Origin of the sequence: Pseudomonas taiwanensis DSM 21245 (genome assembly GCF_000425785.1) — a bacterium.
GTDB lineage: Bacteria > Pseudomonadota > Gammaproteobacteria > Pseudomonadales > Pseudomonadaceae > Aquipseudomonas > Aquipseudomonas taiwanensis.
The window spans coordinates 267,693-289,007 of record NZ_AUEC01000005.1 but is presented as its reverse complement, the minus strand read 5'-3'; the positions used below and the strand labels follow the sequence as shown (position 1 = coordinate 289,007).

Below are 21,315 nucleotides of genomic sequence, written 5' to 3'. Positions count from 1 at the left end.
AACGCGCCCCGCGTCTTGAACGGGCGGCGTGATGCTGAACAAATACCCTCTGTGGAAATACGCACTGATCGTGCTGGTACTGGCGATCGGCTTTATTTATTCCGCTCCCAACCTCTACCCGGATGATCCGGCGGTGCAGATCAGCGGCGCCAGTTCCGCGCTGCACGTGAGCCAGGCCGACCTGGACCGCGCTACCAAGGCGCTGGTCGATGCCGGCATCGCCGTCAAGGGCGCGAGCCTGGGCGAAAAGGGCAGTGGTCTGGTGCGTCTGACCAACCAGGAAGACCAGCTTCCAGCCAAGGATGTGGTACGCAAGGTACTGGGCGATGAGTACGTCGTGGCCCTGAACCTGGCGCAAACCACCCCGCAGTGGCTGCGCAACCTGGGTGCAAGCCCCATGAAGCTCGGCCTGGACCTGTCCGGTGGTGTGCACTTCCTGCTGGAAGTGGACATGGACAAGGCCATGACGGCCCGCATGAAGGTCTACGAAGGCGAGGTGAAGACCTTGCTGCGCAAAGAGCGCATCCGCTACCGCAGCCTGCCGCAGCAGGATGGCGGGATCATGCTGGGCTTCGCTGACGATGCTACCCGCGAGCAGGCACGTGTCCTGATCCGCAAGAATTTCAATGATTTCGACCTGACCACCACCGAGCGCAACGATGTCGCGGTGCTGCGTCTGGCGCTGACCCAGGCGAAAGTCGCTGAGATCCGCGAATACTCGATCAAGCAGAACCTCACCACCGTGCGCAACCGCGTCAACGAGCTGGGCGTGGCCGAGCCGCTGGTACAGCGTCAGGGCGCCAACCGTATCGTGGTCGAGCTGCCAGGCGTGCAGGACACTGCCGAGGCCAAGCGTATCCTGGGTAAAACCGCCAACCTCGAGTTCCGCTTCGGTGCCGAACCCGGTGCCTCCAAGGCCACTACCGAGGTCTTCGAGTTCCGCGAAGGCGGTCGTTCCGCTGCAGTCGAGCGGGGTCTGATCATCACCGGTGACCAGGTGACCGATGCCCAGGCCAGCTTCGACGAGCATGGCCGTCCACAGGTGAACATTCGCCTTGATGGCCATGGTGGTGAACTGATGAGCCGTGCCACGCGCTCCAATGTCGGGCGCAGCATGGCGGTGATCTTCATCGAGCAGAAGCCGGTCACTCGCTACGAGAAGCAGATGGTCGACGGCGTTGAGAAGGACGTCGCGGTCCAGACCTTCAAGGAAGAGAAGAAGATCATCAGCCTGGCGACCATCCAGTCGCCTCTGGGCAGCCAGTTCCGCATCACCGGCCTCAATGGCCAGGGCGAATCTTCCGAGCTGGCGCTGCTGCTGCGTGCCGGTGGTCTGGCCGCGCCGATGTACTTCGCTGAAGAACGTACCATTGGCCCGAGCCTGGGTGCCGACAACATCACCAAGGGTATCGATGCGTCCCTGTGGGGCATGCTGTTCGTCTCGCTGTTCATCATCGCCATCTATCGCGCTTTCGGTGTGATCGCCACCATCGCCCTGGCGGGCAACATGGTGCTGCTGTTGGCCCTGATGTCGCTGCTGGGCGCGACCCTGACCCTGCCTGGTATCGCCGGTATCGTGTTGACCATGGGTATGGCGGTGGACGCCAACGTGCTGATCTTCTCGCGTATTCGTGAGGAGCTGAATGCCGGCATGTCGGTGCAGCGTGCCATTCACGAAGGTTTCAACCGCGCCTATACCGCGATCATCGACGCCAACCTGACCAGCCTGCTGGTGGGTGGCATCCTGTTCGCCATGGGCACTGGCCCGGTCAAGGGCTTCGCGGTCACCATGTCCCTCGGGATTTTCACCTCGATGTTCACCGCCGTCATGGTGACCCGCGCCATGGTCAACCTGACCTGCGGCGGGCGTGACATCAAGAAGCTGTGGGTTTGAGGGAGCTGCGATGAAAACCATCAACTTCATGGGCGTGCGCAATGTCGCGTTCGCCATCACTGTGCTCCTCACCGTACTGGCACTGTTCAGCTGGTGGCAGAAGGGTCTCAACTTCGGCCTGGACTTCACTGGCGGTACGCTGATCGAGCTGACCTACGAGCGCCCCGCCGACCTCAAGGCCGTCCGGGCAGAGCTTGTCGATTCGGGCTTCCACGAAGCCGTGGTGCAGAGCTTCGGCGCCACCACCGATCTTTTGGTGCGTATGCCGGGCGATGACCCGCAGCTGGGCAACAAGGTGGCTGCCGCCTTGCAGAAGGCTGGCGGCGACAACCCGGCGACCGTCAAGCGCGTCGAGTTCGTCGGCCCGCAGGTGGGTGAAGAGCTGCGCGACCAGGGCGGCCTGGGCATGCTGCTGGCCTTGGGCGGCATCCTGATCTACCTGGCCTTCCGCTTCCAATGGAAGTTCGCGGTCGGTGCCATCGTTTCGCTTATCCACGACGTCGTGGTGACCCTGGGCATCCTGTCGTTCTTCCAGATCACCTTCGACCTGACGGTGCTGGCGGCCGTGCTGGCGATCATTGGTTACTCGCTGAACGACACCATCGTCGTGTTCGACCGGGTGCGTGAGAACTTCCGGGTGATGCGCAAGGCCTCGCTGATCGAGAACATCAACGTCTCGACCACCCAGACCCTGTTGCGCACCATCGCCACGTCGGTATCGACCTTGCTGGCGATCGCGGCCCTGCTGTTCTTCGGTGGCGACAACCTCTTTGGCTTCTCGCTGGCGTTGTTCATCGGTGTCATGGCCGGTACCTATTCGTCGATCTACATCGCCAACGTGGTGCTGATCTGGCTGAATCTGAGCAGTGAAGACCTGATTCCGCCTGCCAAGACCGAGGGTGTGGACGACCGTCCTTAACGATCGATCCTTCGCCATCCGGCACCTCAAAAGGCGCGAGTGTTGAACTCGCGCCTTTTTTTTCGTTCCAAGGCAGGGAGAAGGCGGGTGAGTCCCGCGGGTACGATCAGGAGGTTCACGTGAACAAATCAATGCTGGTGGGTGCGGTTCTGGGTGCTGTCGGTGTTACCGCCGGAGGTGCTGTGGCGACCTACAGCTTGGTGAACAAAGGCCCCGAGTATGCTCAAGTCACCGACGTTCAGCCGATCAAGCAGCAGGTGAAAACGCCGCGAGAGGTCTGCAAGGACGTGGCGGTAACCCGTCAGGCTCCGGTCAAGGACCAGCATCAGATCGCCGGTACCGTAGTCGGTGCCATTGCCGGTGGCCTGCTGGGTAACCAGATCGGGGGTGGTACCGGCAAGAAGATCGCCACCGTGGCCGGTGCGGTCGGTGGTGGCTATGCCGGTAACAAGGTGCAAGAAGGTATGCAGGAGCGCGACACCTACACCACCACCCAGACGCGCTGCAGCACGGTGCATGACGTCAGTGAGAAGGTGGTCGGGTACAACGTGACCTATTCCATCGGTGACAAAGTGGGTCGGGTGAAAATGGATCACGAACCTGGCTCGACCATTCCGGTGGACAAGAATGGCCAGCTGATCCTGAGCGACGCCCAGCAGTAAGAGGGGCTCAGGTCGGCGCGGTTCACCTAGTCAGCGCCGCTGCTACAGGCACAAAAAAAGCACCCCTCGGGGTGCTTTTTCGTGCGTGCAATGCGCGCTTAACGCTTCATGTGCTCTGGCAGGTGCGGCTGGATGGCTGTCAGTACCGCCTTGAAGCACTTGATGTTGCCGGCAACGATGTGGCCTTTGTCGAGGAAGTCGTGGCCACCGTTGAAGTCGCTTACCAGGCCGCCTGCTTCCTGGATCAGCAGTACGCCTGCTGCCATGTCCCACTCGGACAGGCCCGACTCCCAGAAGGCGTCGAAGCGGCCGGCGGCTACATAGGCGAGGTCCAGGCTGGCGGAGCCAGCGCGGCGGATGCCGGCGGTCTGGCCGGTCAGCGCGCGGAACATCCCCAGGTAGTTGTCCATGTCGGCCATCTGGTTGTCACGGAACGGGAAGCCGGTACCCAGCAGGGCGCCTTCCAGGCTGGTGCGCGAGCTGACGCGCAGGCGGCGGCCATTGAGTTGGGCGCCACGGCCACGGCTGGCGGTGAATTCTTCCTGGCGCACAGGGTCGACGATTACGGCATGCTCCAGGCGACCACGGTATTTGCAGGCAATGCTCACGGCGAAGTGAGGGATGCCGCGCAGGAAGTTGGTGGTGCCGTCCAGTGGATCGATGATCCACAGGTAGTCCTTGCCTTCTTCGCCGGTACCCGCGTGCAAGCCGGTCTCTTCACCCTGGATGGAGTGGTTCGGGTAGGCCTTGCGCAGGGCATTGACGATGGTTTGCTCGGCGGCGCGATCGACCTCGGAGACGTAGTCCTTGGCCTCTTTCTCATCGACTTTGATGCTGTCCAGGCGTTCGATGGAGCGGAAAATCAGTTCACTGGCGCTGCGAGCGGCGCGCAGGGCGATATTCAGCATAGGCTGCATGGGAGGGTCACCTGGAGATGTTAAAGAAGAAAGCCGATCATTCTAGCAGAAAACTTTGGCGGCAGAAGTGTCACATTTGCTTTCATGGCGTTACGCTGGTCGGTTCTGTAAGATCGTTACCCCCCAAACCTGCATCTGAGAGCACAACACCTTGCTGCAAAATATTCGTGTTGTTCTGGTCAATACCAGCCACCCCGGCAACATCGGCGGCGCTGCGCGTGCCATGAAAAACATGGGCTTGTCGCGTCTGGTGCTGGTGCAGCCAAAAGAGTTCCCGGCGGTCGATGCCACCGCCCGCGCCTCCGGCGCCGACGATGTGCTGGACAATGCCCAGGTGGTCGACAGCCTCGAGCAGGCGTTGGTCGGCTGCAGCCTGGTCATGGGCACCAGTGCCCGTGAGCGCAGCATCCCGTGGCCGTTGATCGATCCCCGCGAGTGCGGGGCCAAGGCGGTGGAGCATGCCCGCGGTGGCGAAGAGATCGCCCTGGTGTTCGGGCGCGAGCACGCCGGCCTGACCAACGAAGAACTGCAGCGATGTCACTTCCACGTGCACATTCCGTCGAACCCCGACTTCAGCTCGCTGAACCTTGCTGCCGCCGTCCAGGTGCTCTCCTATGAAGTGCGCATGGCCTGGCTGGCGGCAGAGGGTGCGCCCTCGAAAGTCGAGAAGTTCGAAGCCAACTCGCTGCGCAGCAACGAGCTGGCGACCATGGACGAGATGGAGCTGTTCTATGAACACCTGGAGAAAACCCTGGTGGACATCGGCTTCCTTGACCCTGAGAAGCCCAAGCACCTGATGCCACGCTTGCGTCGGCTGTATGGGCGCAGCGCGGTCAATCGTTCGGAAATGAGCATTTTGCGCGGCATCCTCACCGAGACCCAGAAGGTCGCACGGGGCGAGCCGCATAAGCGGAAGGACTGACAGATGTTCGAGCGTCTGCGTGAAGATATCCAAAGCGTTTTCCACCGTGACCCTGCGGCGCGCAATGCCTTCGAGGTGCTCACCTGCTACCCGGGCATGCACGCCATCTGGCTGCATCGGCTCGGGCATGCCCTTTGGAAGCGCGATTTCAAGTGGCTGGCTCGCCTGGTTTCGAATTTCGGCCGCTGGATGACCGGGATCGAGATCCACCCGGGGGCGACCATCGGTCGGCGCTTTTTCATCGACCATGGCATGGGTATCGTGATCGGCGAAACCGCCGAGATCGGGGATGATGTGACGCTGTACCAGGGCGTGACGCTGGGTGGCACCAGCTGGAACAAAGGCAAGCGCCACCCGACGCTGGAGAACGGTGTCGTGGTGGGGGCTGGCGCCAAGGTGTTGGGACCGTTCACTGTCGGGGCAGGGGCCAAGATCGGCTCCAATGCGGTGGTGACCAAGGCGGTGCCGGCCGGTGCGACCGCCGTGGGTATTCCGGGGCGTATCATCGTCAAGTCCGACGACAACGAAGTCGAGGCCAAGCGCAAGGCCATGGCCGAAAAGATCGGCTTCGATGCCTATGGCGTCAGTGGCGACATGCCGGACCCGGTGGCCCGCGCCATCGGTCAGATGCTCGACCACCTGCAGGCGGTCGACGACCGCCTGGAAGGCATGTGCGGTGCCTTGACCAAGATGGGCAGCGACTACTGTGCCACGAAGTTGCCGGCCCTGCCCGATGACGACTTCGCCGAGATCGTGCAGCCGGCCCAGCGCGACACTCAGCCGCATTGATCGCGCCAGGCTGAAGGCATACTGATACATGGGGCGTGTGCTCACGCCCCATTGCTGCTACAATCGCGCCCGCCTCCCGCATGCAAACCCGACTAAAGCAGTAGGTCTAATAGTTGACTTAAATGCTCGGGAATCGCATACTCGCTCACATCCTGTAACTCCCGTGGTACCCATTAGCCATGCGACTGACTACCAAAGGCCGATACGCCGTGACCGCCATGCTTGACCTGGCGTTGCACGCGCAGCATGGGCCGGTGTCTTTGGCCGACATTTCCGAGCGCCAGGGCATTTCCCTCTCTTATCTGGAACAGCTGTTCGCCAAGCTGCGCCGCAGCAGTCTGGTTTCCAGCGTGCGCGGCCCAGGCGGCGGCTACCAGCTGTCGCGGGGCATGGAAACCATCCAGGTGGCCCAGGTCATCGACGCGGTCAACGAATCGGTCGATGCCACCCGTTGCCAGGGCCTGGGGGATTGCCATGCCGGCGACACCTGCCTGACCCACCACTTGTGGTGTGACCTCAGCCAGCAGATCCACGAATTCCTCAGTGGCATCAGCCTGGCCGACCTCGTCATGCGCCGAGAGGTGCAGGAAGTCGCCCAGCGCCAGGACCTGCGCCGTGTCGTAGGCCGTTCCGCCCAGCTGGACAAGATTGAGACGTCCGCCGTCGACTGACCTGATTGACCGACAGCGACGAGCGACGCCAACCGCCTGATAGGAGATACCCAATGAAGTTGCCGATCTACCTCGATTACTCCGCGACCACGCCGGTCGACCCACGCGTTGCCCAGAAAATGGCCGAGTGCCTGCTGGTCGACGGGAACTTCGGTAACCCGGCGTCGCGCTCCCACGTCTTTGGCTGGAAAGCCGAGGAAGCGGTTGAGAACGGCCGTCGCCAGGTTGCCGAGCTGATCAACGCCGACCCGCGCGAGATCGTCTGGACCAGTGGTGCCACCGAGTCCGACAACCTGGCGTTGAAGGGCGTTGCGCACTTCTATCAGACCAAGGGCAAGCACATCATCACCTCCAAGATCGAGCACAAGGCGGTCCTGGATACCGCTCGCCAGCTCGAGCGTGAAGGCTTCGAGGTCACCTACCTGGAGCCGGGCGAAGACGGTATCGTCACCCCGGCCATGGTCGAGGCGGCCCTGCGCGACGACACCATTCTGGTCTCGCTGATGCACGTCAACAACGAAGTTGGTTCGATCAACGACATCGCCGCGATCGGCGAACTGACCCGCTCTCGCGGCGTGCTGTTCCACGTCGATGCTGCCCAGTCGGCAGGCAAGGTCGAAATCGACCTGCAGAAGCTGAAGGTCGACCTGATGTCCTTCTCGGCCCACAAGGTCTATGGGCCCAAGGGTATTGGCGCGCTGTACGTCAGCCGCAAGCCGCGCGTGCGCCTGGAAGCCATCATTCACGGCGGTGGTCATGAGCGCGGCATGCGTTCGGGTACCCTGCCGACCCACCAGATCGTCGGCATGGGCGAAGCCTTCGCCATCGCCAAGCAGGAAATGGCCACCGAGAATGCGCGCATCAAGGCCCTGAGCGACCGCTTCTTCAGCCAGGTCTCCGACCTCGAAGAGCTGTACGTCAACGGCAGCCGCACCGCTCGCGTGCCGCACAACCTGAACCTGAGCTTCAACTACGTCGAAGGCGAGTCGCTGCTGATGTCGCTGAAGGACATCGCCGTTTCGTCCGGTTCGGCCTGCACCTCCGCTTCGCTCGAACCGTCCTACGTCCTGCGCGCCCTGGGCCGCAACGACGAGCTGGCGCACAGCTCGATCCGCTTCTCCTTCGGTCGTTTCACCACTGAAGAAGAAGTCGACTACGCCGCGCAGAAAGTCTGCGAAGCGGTAAACAAACTGCGTGAGCTGTCGCCGCTGTGGGACATGTACAAAGACGGCGTTGACATCTCCAAGATCGAGTGGGCCGCCCACTAAGCAGTCGCCGGCAAGAGCGGCTCCCTGATGAGGAAGGAATTGCACCATGGCATACAGTGAAAAGGTCATCGACCACTACGAAAACCCACGCAACGTCGGCAAGATGAACGCCGAGGACCCGGATGTCGGGACTGGCATGGTCGGCGCTCCCGCGTGCGGTGACGTGATGCGTCTGCAGATCAAGGTCAACGAGCAAGGCATCATCGAAGATGCCAAGTTCAAGACTTACGGCTGCGGTTCGGCCATCGCTTCCAGCTCCCTGGCCACCGAGTGGATGAAGGGCAAGACCCTGGACGAAGCCGAAACCATCAAGAACACCCAGCTGGCAGAAGAACTGGCGTTGCCGCCGGTCAAGATCCACTGCTCGGTACTCGCCGAAGATGCCATCAAGGCCGCCGTTCGCGATTACAAGCAGAAGAAAGGCTTGATCTAAGCCGCCTGTTGCACGGTTAGTAAGGAGTTCCGATGGCTATCAGCATGACAGAAGCCGCCGCCAACCACGTGCGGCGTTCCCTCGAAGGGCGCGGCAAGGGCGAGGGCATCCGCCTGGGCGTGCGCACCACCGGCTGCTCGGGTCTGGCCTATGTGCTGGAGTTCGTCGACGAGTTGGCTGACGAAGACCAGGTGTTCGAGAACCACGGCGTCAAGGTGATCATCGATCCCAAGAGCCTGGTCTACCTCGACGGCACCGAGCTGGACTTCGTCAAGGAAGGGTTGAACGAAGGCTTCAAGTTCAACAACCCCAACGTGCGCGGTGAGTGTGGCTGCGGCGAAAGCTTCAACGTCTGAGGCTGGCCGTGGGTACTCCTTGTCATTTCGCGCTGTTTGACCTCCAGCCCTGCTTCCGCCTGGACCTCGACAAGTTGGCCACTCGCTACCGCGAGCTGGCCCGTGAGGTGCATCCGGACCGCTTCGCCGACGCTTCCGAGCGGGAGCAGCGGGTGGCGCTGGAGAAGTCCGCAACCCTCAACGACGCCTACCAGACCCTGCGCAGTGCGCCACGTCGAGCCCGCTACCTGCTGGCCATCAGTGGTCACGAAGTGCCCCAGGAGGTCACGGTCCATGACCCCGACTTCCTGTTGCAGCAGATGCAGTGGCGCGAAGAACTCGAAGAGCTGCAGGACGAAGCCGACCTCGACGGTGTCGCCGTGTTCAAGAGGCGCCTCAAGGCTGCCCAGGACACGCTGAACGAGGATTTCGCCGCCTGCTGGGATGTGCCTGCCGAGCGCGACAAGGCTGAACGCCTGATGCGCCGCATGCAGTTCCTCGACAAGCTCGCCCAAGAAGTGCGCCAACTGGAAGAGCGCCTCGACGATTAACCCGGTGTCTCCCGTGATGACGCCTAAGGTATTCAGATAAGCATGGCCCTACTGCAGATCGCCGAACCCGGTCAAAGCCCGCAACCTCACCAGCGTCGCCTGGCGGTGGGTATCGACCTGGGTACCACCAATTCTCTGGTCGCTGCCGTGCGCAGCGGTCGCAGCGAGCCTCTGCCCGATGCGCAGGGTAATGTCATCCTGCCTTCCGCCGTGCGCTACCTCGATGGCCGTAGCGAAGTCGGCCTGGCAGCGCGCGAGGCGGCCTCCAGCGATCCACTGAACACCGTGCTGTCGGTCAAGCGCCTGATGGGGCGCGGCCTGGCCGACGTCAAGCAACTGGGCGAGCAGCTGCCGTACCGCTTCGTCGGCGGCGAGTCGCACATGCCGTTCATCGACACGGTCCAGGGGCCGAAGAGCCCGGTGGAAGTCTCCGCCGACATCCTCAAGGTGCTGCGCGAGCGAGCGGAAGCCACCCTGGGTGGCGAGCTGGTAGGGGCGGTGATCACCGTGCCGGCCTACTTCGACGATGCCCAGCGCCAAGCCACCAAGGACGCCGCCAAGCTGGCCGGCCTGAACGTGCTGCGCCTGCTCAACGAGCCCACTGCCGCGGCGGTGGCCTACGGCCTGGACCAGAAAGCCGAAGGCCTGGTGGCCATCTATGACTTGGGTGGCGGTACCTTCGATATCTCCATACTTCGCCTGACCGCAGGTGTTTTCGAGGTGCTGGCGACCGGTGGCGATACCGCCCTGGGCGGCGATGACTTCGACCATGCCATTGCAGGCTGGATCATCGAGCAGGCCGGCCTGTCCGCCGACCTCGACCCGGCCACCCAGCGTCAGCTGCTGCAAAGCGCCTGCGCTGCCAAGGAGGCCCTGACCGATGCCGACGTGGTCAGTGTCAGCCACGGCGCCTGGCAAGGCGAGCTGAGCCGCGCTGCCTTCGAAGCCATGATCGAGCCACTGGTCGCCCGCAGTCTCAAGGCTTGCCGCCGCGCCGTGCGTGATAGTGGCGTTGAGCTCGACGAGGTCGGTGCCGTGGTCATGGTAGGCGGTTCCACCCGCGTTCCGCGCGTGCGCGACGCCGTCGGTGCACTGTTCGGCCGTACGCCGCTGACCTCTATCGACCCTGACCAGGTGGTAGCCATCGGTGCTGCCATCCAGGCCGATACCCTGGCCGGTAATCGTCGCGAGGGTGGCGAACTGCTGTTGCTGGACGTCATCCCGCTGTCCCTTGGGCTTGAGACCATGGGCGGGCTGATGGAAAAGGTGATTCCGCGCAATACCACCATCCCGGTGGCTCGCGCCCAGGAATTCACCACCTACAAAGATGGCCAGTCGGCGATGATGATCCACGTCCTGCAGGGCGAGCGCGAGTTGATCAGCGACTGTCGCTCCCTGGCGCGCTTCGAGCTGCGTGGAATCCCGGCCATGGTCGCCGGTGCGGCGAAGATCCGCGTCACCTTCCAGGTCGACGCCGATGGCCTGCTGAGCGTCGCCGCCCGCGAACTCGGCTCGGGCGTCGAAGCCAGCATCCAGGTCAAACCGTCCTACGGCCTGACCGATGGCGAGATCGCACGCATGCTCAAGGATTCCTTCGAGCACGCCGGTTCCGACAAGCAGGCCCGACAGTTGCGCGAGCACCAGGTCGACGGCGAGCGCCTGCTTGAAGCGGTGCAGGGCGCCCTCGACGCCGATGGCGATCGTTTGCTCAGCAGTGATGAGCGCGTGGCTATCGAGCATCAGATGCAAGAATTGCGTGATTTGCTTAGCGGCACCGATGGCGCGGCCATCGAGCAGCAGACCAAGCGTCTGTCGCAGGTGACCGATGCTTTTGCCGCCCGTCGCCTTGATTCGACGGTCAAAGCCGCACTGGCCGGGCGCAACCTGAATGAGATCGAGGAGTAACCGATGCCACAGGTGATTTTCCTGCCGCACGAGAAGTTCTGCCCGGAGGGGCTGGTAGTGGAGGTGGAGCCCGGGACAAATATCCTGGAACTGGCCCACGAGCACCACATCGAGATGGAAAGTGCGTGCGGCGGCGTGTGTGCCTGCACCACCTGTCATTGCATCGTGCGTGAAGGCTTCGACTCGCTTGAAGAGGCCGACGAGCTGGAAGAGGATATGCTGGACAAGGCCTGGGGTCTGGAGGCGCAGTCGCGCCTGGCCTGCCAGGTGATCGTCGGTGAGGAAGACCTCACCATCGAGATTCCAAAATACTCGCTCAACCACGCCGCCGAAGCACCGCACTGAGGTTTTGCGCATGAGTCTGAAATGGATTGATGTACTTGAGATCGCCATCCAGCTTGCGGAAAGCAAGCCGGACGTCGATCCTCGTTATGTGAATTTCGTCGATCTGCACCGTTGGGTGCTGGCATTGCCAGAGTTCAGCGACGATCCGTCACGCGGCGGTGAGAAAGTGCTCGAGGCCATCCAGGCGGCCTGGATCGAAGAAGCCGACTGAGCGTGTGCTGCAGGTTAGGCAATCCCCTGGAACCCGCGTATAATTCGCGGGTTTAATTTTTCGCAACACTCATTTTTCTGGAGTTTTCCATGGCTGTTCAACGTACTTTCTCCATCATCAAGCCTGACGCCGTCGCCAAGAACGTCATCGGCGAGATCACCACTCGTTTCGAGAAAGCCGGCCTGCGCGTCGTCGCTTCGAAAATGAAGCAACTGTCCAAAGCCGAAGCCGAAGGCTTCTACGCCGAGCACAAAGAGCGCGGCTTCTTCGCTGATCTGGTTGCCTTCATGACTTCGGGCCCGGTCATCGTTCAGGTTCTGGAAGGCGAAAACGCCGTTCTGGCCAACCGTGAGCTGATGGGCGCTACCAACCCGAAAGAAGCTGCTGCCGGCACCATCCGCGCTGACTTCGCCGTTTCCATCGACGAGAACGCCGTTCACGGTTCCGACTCGGAAGCTTCGGCTGCCCGCGAAATCGCTTACTTCTTCTCCGCTACCGAGCTGTGCGACCGCATTCGCTAAGCGAAGCAGGTCTTGGGTGATTCCATGAGTGACATGACTGGCAAGATCAACCTGTTGGGCCTGACCCTCCAGGAAATGGAAAAATTCTTCGAGTCGATCGGGGAGAAGCGTTTTCGTGCCGGTCAGGTCATGAAATGGATTCACCACTTTGGCGTCGACGATTTCGCCGCCATGACCAATGTCGGCAAGGCCTTGCGCGAAAAGCTCGAGGCCGTTGCTGAGATTCGGGCGCCGGAAGTGGTCAGTGAAGACATTTCCGCCGACGGTACCCGCAAGTGGGTGGTCCGCGTTGCCTCCGGCAGCTGCGTCGAGACCGTCTACATCCCTACCGACGATCGCGGTACGCTCTGCGTGTCGTCGCAAGCCGGCTGTGCCCTGGACTGCAGTTTCTGCTCCACCGGCAAGCAAGGCTTCAACAGCAACCTCACCGCCGCCGAAGTCATCGGCCAAGTGTGGCTTGCCAACAAATCCTTCGGGACCGTTCCTGCCAAGATCGACCGCGCCATCACCAACGTGGTCATGATGGGCATGGGCGAGCCTCTGCTCAATTTCGACAATGTCATCGCCGCCATGAAGATCATGATGGATGATCTGGGCTATGGCATTTCCAAGCGTCGTGTCACCTTGTCCACCTCGGGCGTGGTGCCGATGATCGACGAGCTGGCCAAGCACATCGACGTGTCGCTGGCGCTGTCGCTGCACGCGCCAAATGACGAGCTGCGCAATCAGCTGGTGCCGATCAACAAGAAGTACCCGCTCAAGGTGCTGCTGGAGTCGTGCATGGGCTATATGGCCACCCTGGGTGGCAAGCGCGTGCTGACCGTCGAGTACACCTTGCTCAAGGACGTCAACGACCAACCTGAGCATGCCGCGCAGATGATCGAGCTGCTGCGTGACGTGCCGTGCAAGATCAACCTGATTCCTTTCAACCCGTTCCCGCACTCGGGTTACGAGCGACCCAGCAATAACGCCATCCGTCGCTTCCAGGACCTGTTGCACCACGGAGGCTTCAACGTCACCACCCGCACTACCCGGGGCGACGACATCGACGCGGCTTGCGGTCAGTTGGTCGGGCAGGTCAATGACCGCACCCGTCGTAGCGAGCGCTACATCGCCGTCCGCCAGTTGTCTGCCGACAACGAGTTGCAAGACAGCGCCGTGCGCCACTGATTGCGGGCCCGGCCATGAACCTGCGCGCCGCGCTATCGATGCTGACACTTGTGCTGCTGGCCGGCTGTGTGTCGGGCGGCGCGAGCGACCTCTTGGCCAATCGCCAAGGGCGTGCCGAGGCTGGCAAGGCTTACGTGCAGCTCGGACTCGGATATTTGCAACAAGGCTTTGCCGAACAGGCCAAGGTGCCGTTGAGCAAGGCCTTGGCCCTGAATGCCAACGATGCCGACGCCCACGCCGCGCTGGCACTGGTGTTCCAAGCGCAGGGCGAGCCCGCCCTGGCCGAAGCGCATTTTCGCAAGGCCTTGAATGCGCGTGACGGCGACACGCGAATTCGCAACAATTACGGCAGTTTCCTATATGCTCAGCAGCGGTTCGACGAGGCCGAGCAGATGTTTCGCCTGGCCAGTGCCGATAGCCTGTATCCTGAGCGTTCGCGCGTGTACGAAAACCTCGGCCTCACAGCCCTCAGGCTCGACCGTCGCGACCAGGCCCATGCGTATTTGGGCAAGGCCCTGCAACTCAACCCGCGACAACCCAGGGCGTTGTTGGAAATGGCTGAGTTGTCTTACGAAAACAGGCATTATGTGCCGGCCCGGGACTACTACGATCGTTTCAGCCAGTTGAGTGGCCACGACGCCCGCAGCCTGCTGCTGGGCAGTCGCCTTGCCCGCGCGTTCGACGAACGCAACGCACTGGCTGAGCTGGGCGAGCAATTACAACGACTTTATCCCGGTACGCCGGAATATCAGCAATACCTGTCGGAGCAACGATGAAAGCCGCGCATCCCGAAGTAGCAGCAGCGTCTCGCCAAAACCCCGGTGAACTCTTGCGCCAGGCCCGCGAGAACCGGGAATGGTCGCAAGCCGAGGTCGCCCGCAAGCTCAACCTCACGGTCACGTCGCTGAACCATTTGGAAACCGGTGCCTTCGACAAGCTGCCGGGGCATACCTTCGCCCGTGGCTACATCCGTGCCTACGCCAAGCTGATGGACATGGATCAGGCCCCGCTGGTCGAAGCCTTCGATCAGTTCACTGGTACCCACGCCAAGGGCAGTGAAGTGCACTCGTTGGGGCGCATCGAAGAACCGGTGCGCCTGTCGCATAACATCCTGCGCGGGGTCAGCCTGCTGTTGTTGCTGGCCGTCGTCGGCGGCAGCTTCCTGTGGTGGCAGGACCAGGGCAGCCTGCGTGGCAAGGACCTGGCCAAGATCGCCCTGGAGCACGTCGAGGTCGAGAGCGCCGACGGCACCACACAGATCCACCCGCTGGACGAACCTGAAGACCAGGCGGTTACCGCTGGCGAGCAAGCTGAGAGTGCGCCACTGCCACTGGAGCAGCCCGCCGCCGAGGAGCCTGCGCAGGCCGCCAGCGAGCCAGCCAACCCTGCTGTCGCTGCGACTGCGCCGTCCGCCCAGGCGCCGGTTGTCGCGCCCGCACCCGCAGCAGCCCCGGTCCAGCACGCGCCGGCCACGGCCGTAGTGCCTGCACCGGTCGCTCCAGTCGTACCTGCCACGCCAGCGGCACCTGTCGCCAGTGCGCCGGCAACCCCCGTGGCCACCCCAGCCGAAGTAGCGGCCGGGAGTGCCAAGGTAGCGATCCAATTCACCGCCGATTGCTGGACGCAAGTTACAGATGGCAACGGCAAGGTGCTGTTCAGCGCCATCAAGCGCAAGGGTGACAGCCTGGAACTGACCGGTAAGCCGCCGTTCGCGGTACGCCTGGGCTTTGCCCGTGGCGCTCAGGTCAGCTACAACGGTCAGGCCGTCGATGTTGCCCCGTTCACCAGTGGCGAGACCGCTCGCCTGAAGTTGGGACAGTAAGTCATGCACGGCGAATCTCCGATCAAACGTCGCGAATCCCGCAAAATCTGGGTCGGCAATGTGCCAGTAGGGGGGGATGCCCCCATCGCGGTACAGAGCATGACCAACACCGACACCAATGATGTCGCTGCCACCGTGGCGCAGATCCAGCGTCTGGTCGATGCTGGCGTCGACATCGTGCGCGTCTCGGTCCCTGACATGGACGCCGCCGAGGCGTTCGGTCGCATCAAGCAGCAGGTCAGCGTGCCGCTGGTCGCCGATATCCACTTCGACTACAAGATCGCCCTGCGCGTGGCCGAGCTGGGTGTCGACTGTCTGCGCATCAACCCGGGCAACATCGGTCGTGAAGACCGAGTGCGCGCGGTGGTGGATGCCGCTCGCGACCGTGGCATCCCGATCCGTATCGGCGTCAACGCCGGCTCGCTGGAAAAGGACCTGCAGAAGAAATACGGCGAACCGACCCCAGCTGCACTGGTCGAGTCGGCCCTGCGCCATGTCGAGCATCTCGACCGCTTGGACTTCCAGGACTTCAAGGTCAGCGTCAAGGCCTCCGACGTGTTCATGGCCGTCGAAGCCTACCGCCTGCTGGCCAAGCAGATCATCCAGCCGCTGCACCTGGGTATCACCGAAGCCGGTGGCCTGCGTTCGGGAACGGTGAAATCCGCCGTCGGCATCGGTATGCTGCTGGCCGAAGGTATCGGCGATACCATCCGTATCTCCCTGGCCGCCGATCCGGTCGAGGAAGTGAAGGTCGGTTACGACATCCTCAAGTCGCTGCACCTGCGTTCCCGTGGCATCAACTTCATCGCGTGTCCGAGCTGTTCGCGGCAAAACTTCGATGTGGTCAAGACCATGAACGAGCTGGAAGGGCGCCTGGAAGACCTGCTGGTACCGCTGGACGTCGCGGTGATCGGCTGCGTGGTCAACGGCCCAGGTGAGGCCAAGGAGTCCCATGTGGGGTTGACCGGTGGTACTCCGAACCTGGTCTACATCGACGGCAAGCCCGCGCAGAAACTGACCAATGACAACCTGGTCGATGAGCTGGAAAAACTCATCCGCCAGAAAGCGGCCGAGAAGGTCGAGGCCGACGCGGCGCTGATCGCCCGCGGCTGATACACAGATTCGTAAGGATTCCCCGTGAGCAAATCGCTGCAAGCCATTCGTGGCATGAACGACATCCTGCCCGAGCAGTCGCCACTGTGGCGTTACTTCGAGGGTACCGTGGCTGGTCTGCTGGACACCTACGGGTACAGCCAGATCCGTACGCCGATCGTCGAGTTCACCGAGCTGTTCAAGCGCTCCATCGGTGAAGTCACCGACATCGTCGAAAAAGAGATGTACACCTTCGAGGACCGCAACGGCGATTCGCTCACCCTGCGCCCCGAAGGCACAGCCGCTTGCGTGCGAGCCGTACTGGAACATGGCATCACCGGCAACGGCCAGGTCCAGAAGCTGTGGTACATCGGCCAGATGTTCCGTCACGAGCGCCCGCAGAAAGGCCGCTACCGCCAGTTCCACCAGATTGGCGTGGAAGTGTTCAACCTGGACGGTCCGGACATCGACGCCGAGCTGATCATGCTCACCTGGCGTCTTTGGGGCCTGCTGGGCATTCAGGATGCCGTCAAGCTGGAGCTCAACAGCCTGGGCACCAGCGAAGCGCGCGCACGTTACCGCGATGCCCTGGTCGAGTTCCTGTCCGCGCGTCTGGACCAGCTGGACGAAGACAGCCAGCGCCGCCTGAAGAGCAACCCGCTGCGCATTCTCGACAGCAAGGACCAGAACACCCAAGCGGTGCTGGTCGATGCGCCAAAACTGGAAGCGTACCTGGACGAGGAGTCCCGTGTGCACTTCGAGGGCCTCAAGGCCCGTCTGGATGCCGCTGGCATTCCGTTCGTAATCAACACCAAGCTGGTGCGTGGCCTGGACTACTACAGCAAGACCGTGTTCGAGTGGGTCACCGACAAGCTCGGCGCCCAGGGCACTGTGTGCGCCGGTGGCCGCTACGACGGCCTGGTCGAACAGATGGGCGGCAAGCCGACCCCGGGCGTTGGTTTCGCCATGGGTATCGAGCGTCTGATCCTGCTGCTGGAGACCCTGGGCAAGGTGCCAGAGTCCATCAGCCGCCAGATCGACGTCTACCTGTGCGCTTTCGGCGACCAGGCCGAACTGGCCGGGCTGAAGCTATCCGAAGGCCTGCGTGACCGTCTCCCGGGCCTGCGCCTGGCGGTCAACGCCGGGGGGGGCAGTTTCAAGAGCCAGTTCAAGAAAGCCGACAAGAGCGGTGCGCTGTTTGCGCTGATTCTTGGCGACGACGAGCTCGCGCAGCGCACCATTGGTTTCAAGCCCCTGCGTGGCCAGGGTGAACAACAGAACATTGCCTGGGATGCTCTGGCCGAGCACCTGGAAGCTGCCATCGCGCAAGCGTGAAGCAGTCAAACAGCCGAATTGCTGAAAAGGAGTATTGGGGTGTCGAGTACCGATGATGAAGGCCTGGCCGCAGCCAAGGACTGGTGGAACCGCAACGGCAAGCCGCTGCTGACCGGTGCCCTGCTGGCCGGTGTGGTGGTGTTGGGCTGGAATACCTGGCACAAGTACCAGAACAATCAGTCGCAAGGTGCCTCGGCGCTGTACCAGGCCCTGCTGGAAACCAGTCTGACGCCGAGTGGCCAGCCTGACGCCACCAAGGTGGCGGAATTGTCTGGCAAGCTCAAGAGCGAGTTCGGTGGTACCGCCTACGCCCAATACGGCAGCCTGTTCGTGGCCAAGGTGGCGGTCGAGAGCGGTAAGCTCGACGACGCCGCCGCCGAGCTCAAGAGCGTGATGGACAAACCTGCCGACGCTACCCTGGGTGAAATCGCTCGCCAGCGTCTGGCGCGTGTGCTCGCTGCCCAGGACAAGGCCGAGGAGGCGCTCAAGCTGCTCGATGGCGACGCCGACAAGGCGTTCCTGGCCAGCCGCGAAGAGTTGAAGGGCGACCTGCTGGTGCAGCTGGGTCGTGCCGACGATGCTCACGGCGCCTACGAAAAAGCCAAGGCCGCGCTGTCCGATGACGCCGCGGTCGGTGGCCTGCAATTGAAGCTGGATGACCTGGCCAAAGGGGACGCCTGACGTGATCGGTTGGAAACAAGCAGCAGTGCTGACCCTGGCCGTATTGGCCGCAGGTTGCAGCAGCAACAGCAAGAAGGAACTGCCTCCGGCCGAGCTGACCAAGTTCACCGAGGAAGTGGTGCTGAAGAAGCAGTGGAGCCGTTCGATCGGTGACGGCCAGGGCGAGACGTACAACACCCTGGTGCCGGCCATCGAGAATGACCGCATCTACGCATCCGATGTCAATGGCGAAGTCTTCGCCCTCGACCGCATCACCGGTGACGTGGTGTGGAAGAAGGATCTGGAGTTGCCGGTTTCCGGCGCTGTAGGCGTAGGCTACGGCCTGGTCATGCTCGGCACGCTCAAGGGCGAAGTCATCGCGCTGGATTCCAGCACCGGTGAGGAGCGCTGGCGCTCGCGCGTTACCAGTGAAGTGCTGGCACCGCCAGCGAACAATGGTGACGTGGTGGTGGTCCAGACCCAGGACGACCGTCTGATCGGCCTCGATGCCGCGACCGGCGACCGTCGCTGGATCTATGAAAGCACTCCGGCGGTGCTGACCCTGCGTGGCACCGGCGCGCCGATCGTGACCAACCGTCTGGCCGTTGCTGGCCTGTCCACTGGCAAAGTCATTGCGGTGGACATCAGCAACGGCGTGCCTGTCTGGGAAAGCCGCGTGGCCATTCCACAGGGCCGTTCGGAGCTGGACCGCGTGGTAGACATCGACGGCGGCTTGCTGCTGTCCGGTGGTACCCTGTACGTCAGCACCTACCAGGGCCGTGTCGCGGGCCTGGACCTGGAAAGCGGTCGCGTGCTGTGGCAGCGCGATGCGTCCAGCTACGTAGGTGTCGCCCAAGGCTTTGGCAACGTCTACGTCAGCGAAGCGTCGGGCACCGTCGAGAGTGTCGACGAGCGTTCTTCCAGCGCGCTGTGGACCAATGACTCCATGGCCCGCCGCCAGTTGTCGGCGCCGGAAGTGTTCTCCAGCTACGTGGCGGTAGGTGATTTCGAGGGTTACCTGCACCTGCTCAGCCAGGTCGACGGCCGTTTCGTCGGTCGCGAGCGAATCGACAGCGATGGCCTGCGCGCCCGACCCCTGGTGGTCGGCGACACCATCTACGTCTTTGGCAACAGCGGCAAGCTCGAGGCACTGACCATCCGCTGAAGCTATGCTCAAGACCGCTACAGGTCTTGAGTTGCGGCGTAGGAAACGCCGCCCGAACTCCGGCCGCTGCCTTGCAGCGGCCTTTGCATTTTCAAGAATTCAAGAGTGGAGAGCCGCATGGTTCCCGTAATCGCCCTGGTGGGACGGCCGAACGTCGGCAAGTCCACCATGTTCAACCGCCTGACCAAAACCCGCGATGCCATCGTCGGTGACCTGTCGGGCCTGACCCGTGACCGCCAGTATGGCGATGCCACCTGGCAGGGTCGTTCGTACATCCTGATCGACACCGGCGGTATCACCGGCGACGAAGTCGGCATGGACGAGAAGATGGCCGAGCAGTCGCTGATGGCCATCGAGGAAGCCGACTACGTGCTGTTCCTGGTCGATGCCCGCGCCGGCATGACCGCCGCCGACCAGATGATCGCCGAGCACCTGCGCAAGCGGAACAAGGAAGCGATCCTGGTCGCCAACAAGATCGACAACATCGACGCCGATGTCGCTCGCGCCGAGTTCTCGCCGTTGGGCATGGGCAACGCCATTCCAGTGGCCGGCTCGCAGGGCCGTGGTATCAATGCGCTGATGGAGGCCGTCCTCGGCCATCTCCCACGCGACCAGGTCGAGGAAGCGCTGGATGCCGACGTCGCCGAAGGCGAGGAAGCTGTGCGTATTCCGGGGCCGAGCGAGAAAGATGGCATCAAGATCGCCATCATCGGTCGCCCCAACGTCGGTAAATCGACGCTGGTCAACCGCATGCTCGGTGAAGAGCGCGTGGTGGTGTACGACCAGCCGGGCACCACCCGCGACAGTATCTACATCCCGTTCGAGCGTGATGACGAGAAGTACACCTTCATCGACACCGCCGGGGTGCGCAAGCGCGGCAAGATCCACGAGGAAGTCGAGAAGTTCTCGGTGGTCAAGACGCTGCAGGCGATCAAGGACGCCAACGTGGTGATCTTCGTCATGGACGCCCGCGAAGGCGTGGTGGACCACGACCTGAACCTGCTGGGCTTCGCCCTGGAAGCCGGCCGCGCCATCGTCATCGCCCTGAACAAGTGGGATGGCATGGAGCCGGGTGAACGCGATTATGTGAAGACCGAGCTGGAGCGCCGGCTGTTCTTCGTCGACTTCGCCGACATCCACTTCATTTCGGCGCTGCACGGCACCGGTGTGGGCCACTTGTACAAGTCGGTTCAGGCTGCGTTCAAGTCGGCGGTTACCCGCTGGCCGACCAGCCGCCTGACCCAGATCCTCGAGGATGCGGTCAGCGAGCACCAGCCGCCGCTGGTCAATGGCCGCCGCATCAAGCTGCGCTATGCCCACCTCGGTGGTGCCAACCCGCCGTTGATCGTGATCCACGGCAACCAGACCGACAAGATTCCGAAGTCGTACTCGCGTTACCTGGAAAACACTTACCGCCGTGTGCTCAAGCTGGTCGGTACGCCGATTCGCATCGAGTACAAAGGGAGTGAGAACCCGTTCGAGGGCAAGAAGAACACCCTCACCGACCGCCAGGTCAACAAGAAGCGCCGCCTGATGTCGCACCACAAGAAGGCCGAGAAGAAGCGCCGCGACAAGAAGCGCTGATTTCCCGCGGGCGTGGTCGCCCGCAAGCAGGCTCCTACCGCCAAGGTCAGGAGCCGGCTTGCCGGCGATTTGGCCCTTTGACCCAGCGCAATACCCTCATTGTTTCATCCTTTTTCCTGACCGCTCGATCCGCTATGCTCGGAC

Annotated in this window: 23 protein-coding genes; 22 read left to right on the top strand and 1 reads right to left on the bottom strand. The window is 62.5% G+C overall.

The window, feature by feature from the left end:
• Positions 1–31 precede the first annotated feature (31 nt).
• From secD to H620_RS0101320, 3 genes are all read left to right on the top strand, one after another.
• Positions 32–1,894 carry a protein translocase subunit SecD gene (gene secD / locus H620_RS0101330; protein ID WP_027906608.1) on the top strand — a complete coding sequence of 621 codons (1,863 nt, stop codon included), beginning with the start codon at positions 32–34 and terminating at the stop codon, positions 1,892–1,894.
• Positions 1,895–1,904: 10 nt separating this feature from the next.
• Entirely contained in the window at positions 1,905–2,813 is a 909-nt protein-coding gene (gene secF, locus H620_RS0101325; protein ID WP_023382220.1) for a protein translocase subunit SecF, read from the top strand.
• A 119-nt stretch (positions 2,814–2,932) separates the two neighbouring features.
• Entirely contained in the window at positions 2,933–3,475 is a 543-nt protein-coding gene (locus tag H620_RS0101320; RefSeq protein WP_023382219.1) for a glycine zipper 2TM domain-containing protein, read from the top strand.
• A gap of 98 nt (positions 3,476–3,573) precedes the next feature.
• Here the strand turns inward: H620_RS0101320 and suhB are convergent, their stop codons facing one another.
• A complete protein-coding gene (gene suhB / locus H620_RS0101315; protein ID WP_023382218.1) occupies positions 3,574–4,392 on the bottom strand; it encodes a type III secretion system regulator SuhB in 819 nt (272 codons plus the stop codon).
• Positions 4,393–4,543: 151 nt separating this feature from the next.
• Here suhB and trmJ point away from each other — a divergent pair, with 151 nt between their 5' ends.
• The 19 genes from trmJ to der all read left to right on the top strand — a co-directional run bounded on the left by trmJ (position 4,544) and on the right by der (position 21,171).
• Positions 4,544–5,314, top strand: a complete 771-nt coding sequence (gene trmJ, locus H620_RS0101310; RefSeq protein ID WP_023382217.1) for a tRNA (cytosine(32)/uridine(32)-2'-O)-methyltransferase TrmJ — start codon at positions 4,544–4,546, stop codon at positions 5,312–5,314.
• Between the two features lie 3 nt (positions 5,315–5,317).
• Complete coding sequence (gene cysE, locus H620_RS0101305) at positions 5,318–6,103, top strand: serine O-acetyltransferase (RefSeq protein ID WP_023382216.1); 786 nt, start codon at positions 5,318–5,320, stop codon at positions 6,101–6,103.
• Positions 6,104–6,282: 179 nt separating this feature from the next.
• On the top strand, positions 6,283–6,774 hold the full coding sequence (gene iscR / locus H620_RS0101300; protein WP_023382215.1) for a Fe-S cluster assembly transcriptional regulator IscR: 492 nt from the start codon (positions 6,283–6,285) through the stop codon (positions 6,772–6,774).
• A 53-nt stretch (positions 6,775–6,827) separates the two neighbouring features.
• Positions 6,828–8,042 carry an IscS subfamily cysteine desulfurase gene (locus H620_RS0101295; protein WP_023382214.1) on the top strand — a complete coding sequence of 405 codons (1,215 nt, stop codon included), beginning with the start codon at positions 6,828–6,830 and terminating at the stop codon, positions 8,040–8,042.
• Between the two features lie 46 nt (positions 8,043–8,088).
• Positions 8,089–8,475: a Fe-S cluster assembly scaffold IscU gene (gene iscU, locus H620_RS0101290; protein WP_007929523.1), complete on the top strand. Its 387-nt coding sequence runs from the start codon at positions 8,089–8,091 to the stop codon at positions 8,473–8,475.
• 32 nt (positions 8,476–8,507) lie between these two features.
• Positions 8,508–8,831, top strand: a complete 324-nt coding sequence (gene iscA / locus H620_RS0101285) for an iron-sulfur cluster assembly protein IscA (RefSeq protein ID WP_003257854.1) — start codon at positions 8,508–8,510, stop codon at positions 8,829–8,831.
• Positions 8,832–8,839: 8 nt separating this feature from the next.
• Positions 8,840–9,361, top strand: a complete 522-nt coding sequence (hscB, locus tag H620_RS0101280; protein WP_027906607.1) for a co-chaperone HscB — start codon at positions 8,840–8,842, stop codon at positions 9,359–9,361.
• 42 nt (positions 9,362–9,403) lie between these two features.
• A complete protein-coding gene (hscA, locus tag H620_RS0101275) occupies positions 9,404–11,266 on the top strand; it encodes a Fe-S protein assembly chaperone HscA (protein WP_023382212.1) in 1,863 nt (620 codons plus the stop codon).
• A 3-nt stretch (positions 11,267–11,269) separates the two neighbouring features.
• Positions 11,270–11,611 (top strand): ISC system 2Fe-2S type ferredoxin, encoded by a 342-nt coding sequence (gene fdx, locus H620_RS0101270; protein ID WP_023382210.1) that lies wholly within the window; start codon positions 11,270–11,272, stop codon positions 11,609–11,611.
• 10 nt (positions 11,612–11,621) lie between these two features.
• Positions 11,622–11,822 carry a Fe-S cluster assembly protein IscX gene (iscX, locus tag H620_RS0101265; RefSeq protein WP_023382209.1) on the top strand — a complete coding sequence of 67 codons (201 nt, stop codon included), beginning with the start codon at positions 11,622–11,624 and terminating at the stop codon, positions 11,820–11,822.
• Between the two features lie 89 nt (positions 11,823–11,911).
• Positions 11,912–12,343: a nucleoside-diphosphate kinase gene (gene ndk, locus H620_RS0101260; RefSeq protein WP_023382208.1), complete on the top strand. Its 432-nt coding sequence runs from the start codon at positions 11,912–11,914 to the stop codon at positions 12,341–12,343.
• A gap of 24 nt (positions 12,344–12,367) precedes the next feature.
• Positions 12,368–13,513, top strand: coding sequence for a dual-specificity RNA methyltransferase RlmN (gene rlmN / locus H620_RS0101255; protein ID WP_027906606.1), 1,146 nt, complete (start codon positions 12,368–12,370; stop codon positions 13,511–13,513).
• 14 nt (positions 13,514–13,527) lie between these two features.
• Positions 13,528–14,289, top strand: coding sequence for a type IV pilus biogenesis/stability protein PilW (pilW, locus tag H620_RS0101250; protein WP_027906605.1), 762 nt, complete (start codon positions 13,528–13,530; stop codon positions 14,287–14,289).
• Positions 14,286–15,335, top strand: coding sequence for a RodZ domain-containing protein (locus H620_RS0101245; RefSeq protein ID WP_027906604.1), 1,050 nt, complete (start codon positions 14,286–14,288; stop codon positions 15,333–15,335). Before pilW ends, H620_RS0101245 begins: the two co-directional genes overlap by 4 nt.
• Positions 15,336–15,338: 3 nt before the next feature.
• Positions 15,339–16,448 carry a flavodoxin-dependent (E)-4-hydroxy-3-methylbut-2-enyl-diphosphate synthase gene (ispG, locus tag H620_RS0101240; RefSeq protein ID WP_023382204.1) on the top strand — a complete coding sequence of 370 codons (1,110 nt, stop codon included), beginning with the start codon at positions 15,339–15,341 and terminating at the stop codon, positions 16,446–16,448.
• 24 nt (positions 16,449–16,472) lie between these two features.
• Complete coding sequence (hisS, locus tag H620_RS0101235) at positions 16,473–17,762, top strand: histidine--tRNA ligase (protein WP_023382203.1); 1,290 nt, start codon at positions 16,473–16,475, stop codon at positions 17,760–17,762.
• A gap of 39 nt (positions 17,763–17,801) precedes the next feature.
• Entirely contained in the window at positions 17,802–18,443 is a 642-nt protein-coding gene (locus H620_RS0101230; protein WP_027906603.1) for a tetratricopeptide repeat protein, read from the top strand.
• A 1-nt stretch (position 18,444) separates the two neighbouring features.
• Positions 18,445–19,587, top strand: coding sequence for an outer membrane protein assembly factor BamB (bamB, locus tag H620_RS0101225; RefSeq protein ID WP_023382201.1), 1,143 nt, complete (start codon positions 18,445–18,447; stop codon positions 19,585–19,587).
• Positions 19,588–19,704: 117 nt separating this feature from the next.
• Positions 19,705–21,171, top strand: a complete 1,467-nt coding sequence (der, locus tag H620_RS0101220; protein WP_023382200.1) for a ribosome biogenesis GTPase Der — start codon at positions 19,705–19,707, stop codon at positions 21,169–21,171.
• Positions 21,172–21,315: the final 144 nt, after the last annotated feature.

Bases quoted from the DNA above. Each gene is read 5' to 3' on its own strand.
- secD (WP_027906608.1), top strand. From the start codon at position 32: ATGCTGAACAAATACCCTCTGTGGAAATACGCACTGATCGTGCTGGTA.
- secF (WP_023382220.1), top strand. From the start codon at position 1,905: ATGAAAACCATCAACTTCATGGGCGTGCGCAATGTCGCGTTCGCCATC.
- suhB (WP_023382218.1), bottom strand. From the start codon at position 4,392: ATGCAGCCTATGCTGAATATCGCCCTGCGCGCCGCTCGCAGCGCCAGT.
- cysE (WP_023382216.1), top strand. From the start codon at position 5,318: ATGTTCGAGCGTCTGCGTGAAGATATCCAAAGCGTTTTCCACCGTGAC.
- iscR (WP_023382215.1), top strand. From the start codon at position 6,283: ATGCGACTGACTACCAAAGGCCGATACGCCGTGACCGCCATGCTTGAC.
- H620_RS0101295 (WP_023382214.1), top strand. From the start codon at position 6,828: ATGAAGTTGCCGATCTACCTCGATTACTCCGCGACCACGCCGGTCGAC.
- iscU (WP_007929523.1), top strand. From the start codon at position 8,089: ATGGCATACAGTGAAAAGGTCATCGACCACTACGAAAACCCACGCAAC.
- iscA (WP_003257854.1), top strand. From the start codon at position 8,508: ATGGCTATCAGCATGACAGAAGCCGCCGCCAACCACGTGCGGCGTTCC.
- hscA (WP_023382212.1), top strand. From the start codon at position 9,404: ATGGCCCTACTGCAGATCGCCGAACCCGGTCAAAGCCCGCAACCTCAC.
- fdx (WP_023382210.1), top strand. From the start codon at position 11,270: ATGCCACAGGTGATTTTCCTGCCGCACGAGAAGTTCTGCCCGGAGGGG.
- iscX (WP_023382209.1), top strand. From the start codon at position 11,622: ATGAGTCTGAAATGGATTGATGTACTTGAGATCGCCATCCAGCTTGCG.
- ndk (WP_023382208.1), top strand. From the start codon at position 11,912: ATGGCTGTTCAACGTACTTTCTCCATCATCAAGCCTGACGCCGTCGCC.
- rlmN (WP_027906606.1), top strand. From the start codon at position 12,368: ATGAGTGACATGACTGGCAAGATCAACCTGTTGGGCCTGACCCTCCAG.
- pilW (WP_027906605.1), top strand. From the start codon at position 13,528: ATGAACCTGCGCGCCGCGCTATCGATGCTGACACTTGTGCTGCTGGCC.
- H620_RS0101245 (WP_027906604.1), top strand. From the start codon at position 14,286: ATGAAAGCCGCGCATCCCGAAGTAGCAGCAGCGTCTCGCCAAAACCCC.
- ispG (WP_023382204.1), top strand. From the start codon at position 15,339: ATGCACGGCGAATCTCCGATCAAACGTCGCGAATCCCGCAAAATCTGG.
- der (WP_023382200.1), top strand. From the start codon at position 19,705: ATGGTTCCCGTAATCGCCCTGGTGGGACGGCCGAACGTCGGCAAGTCC.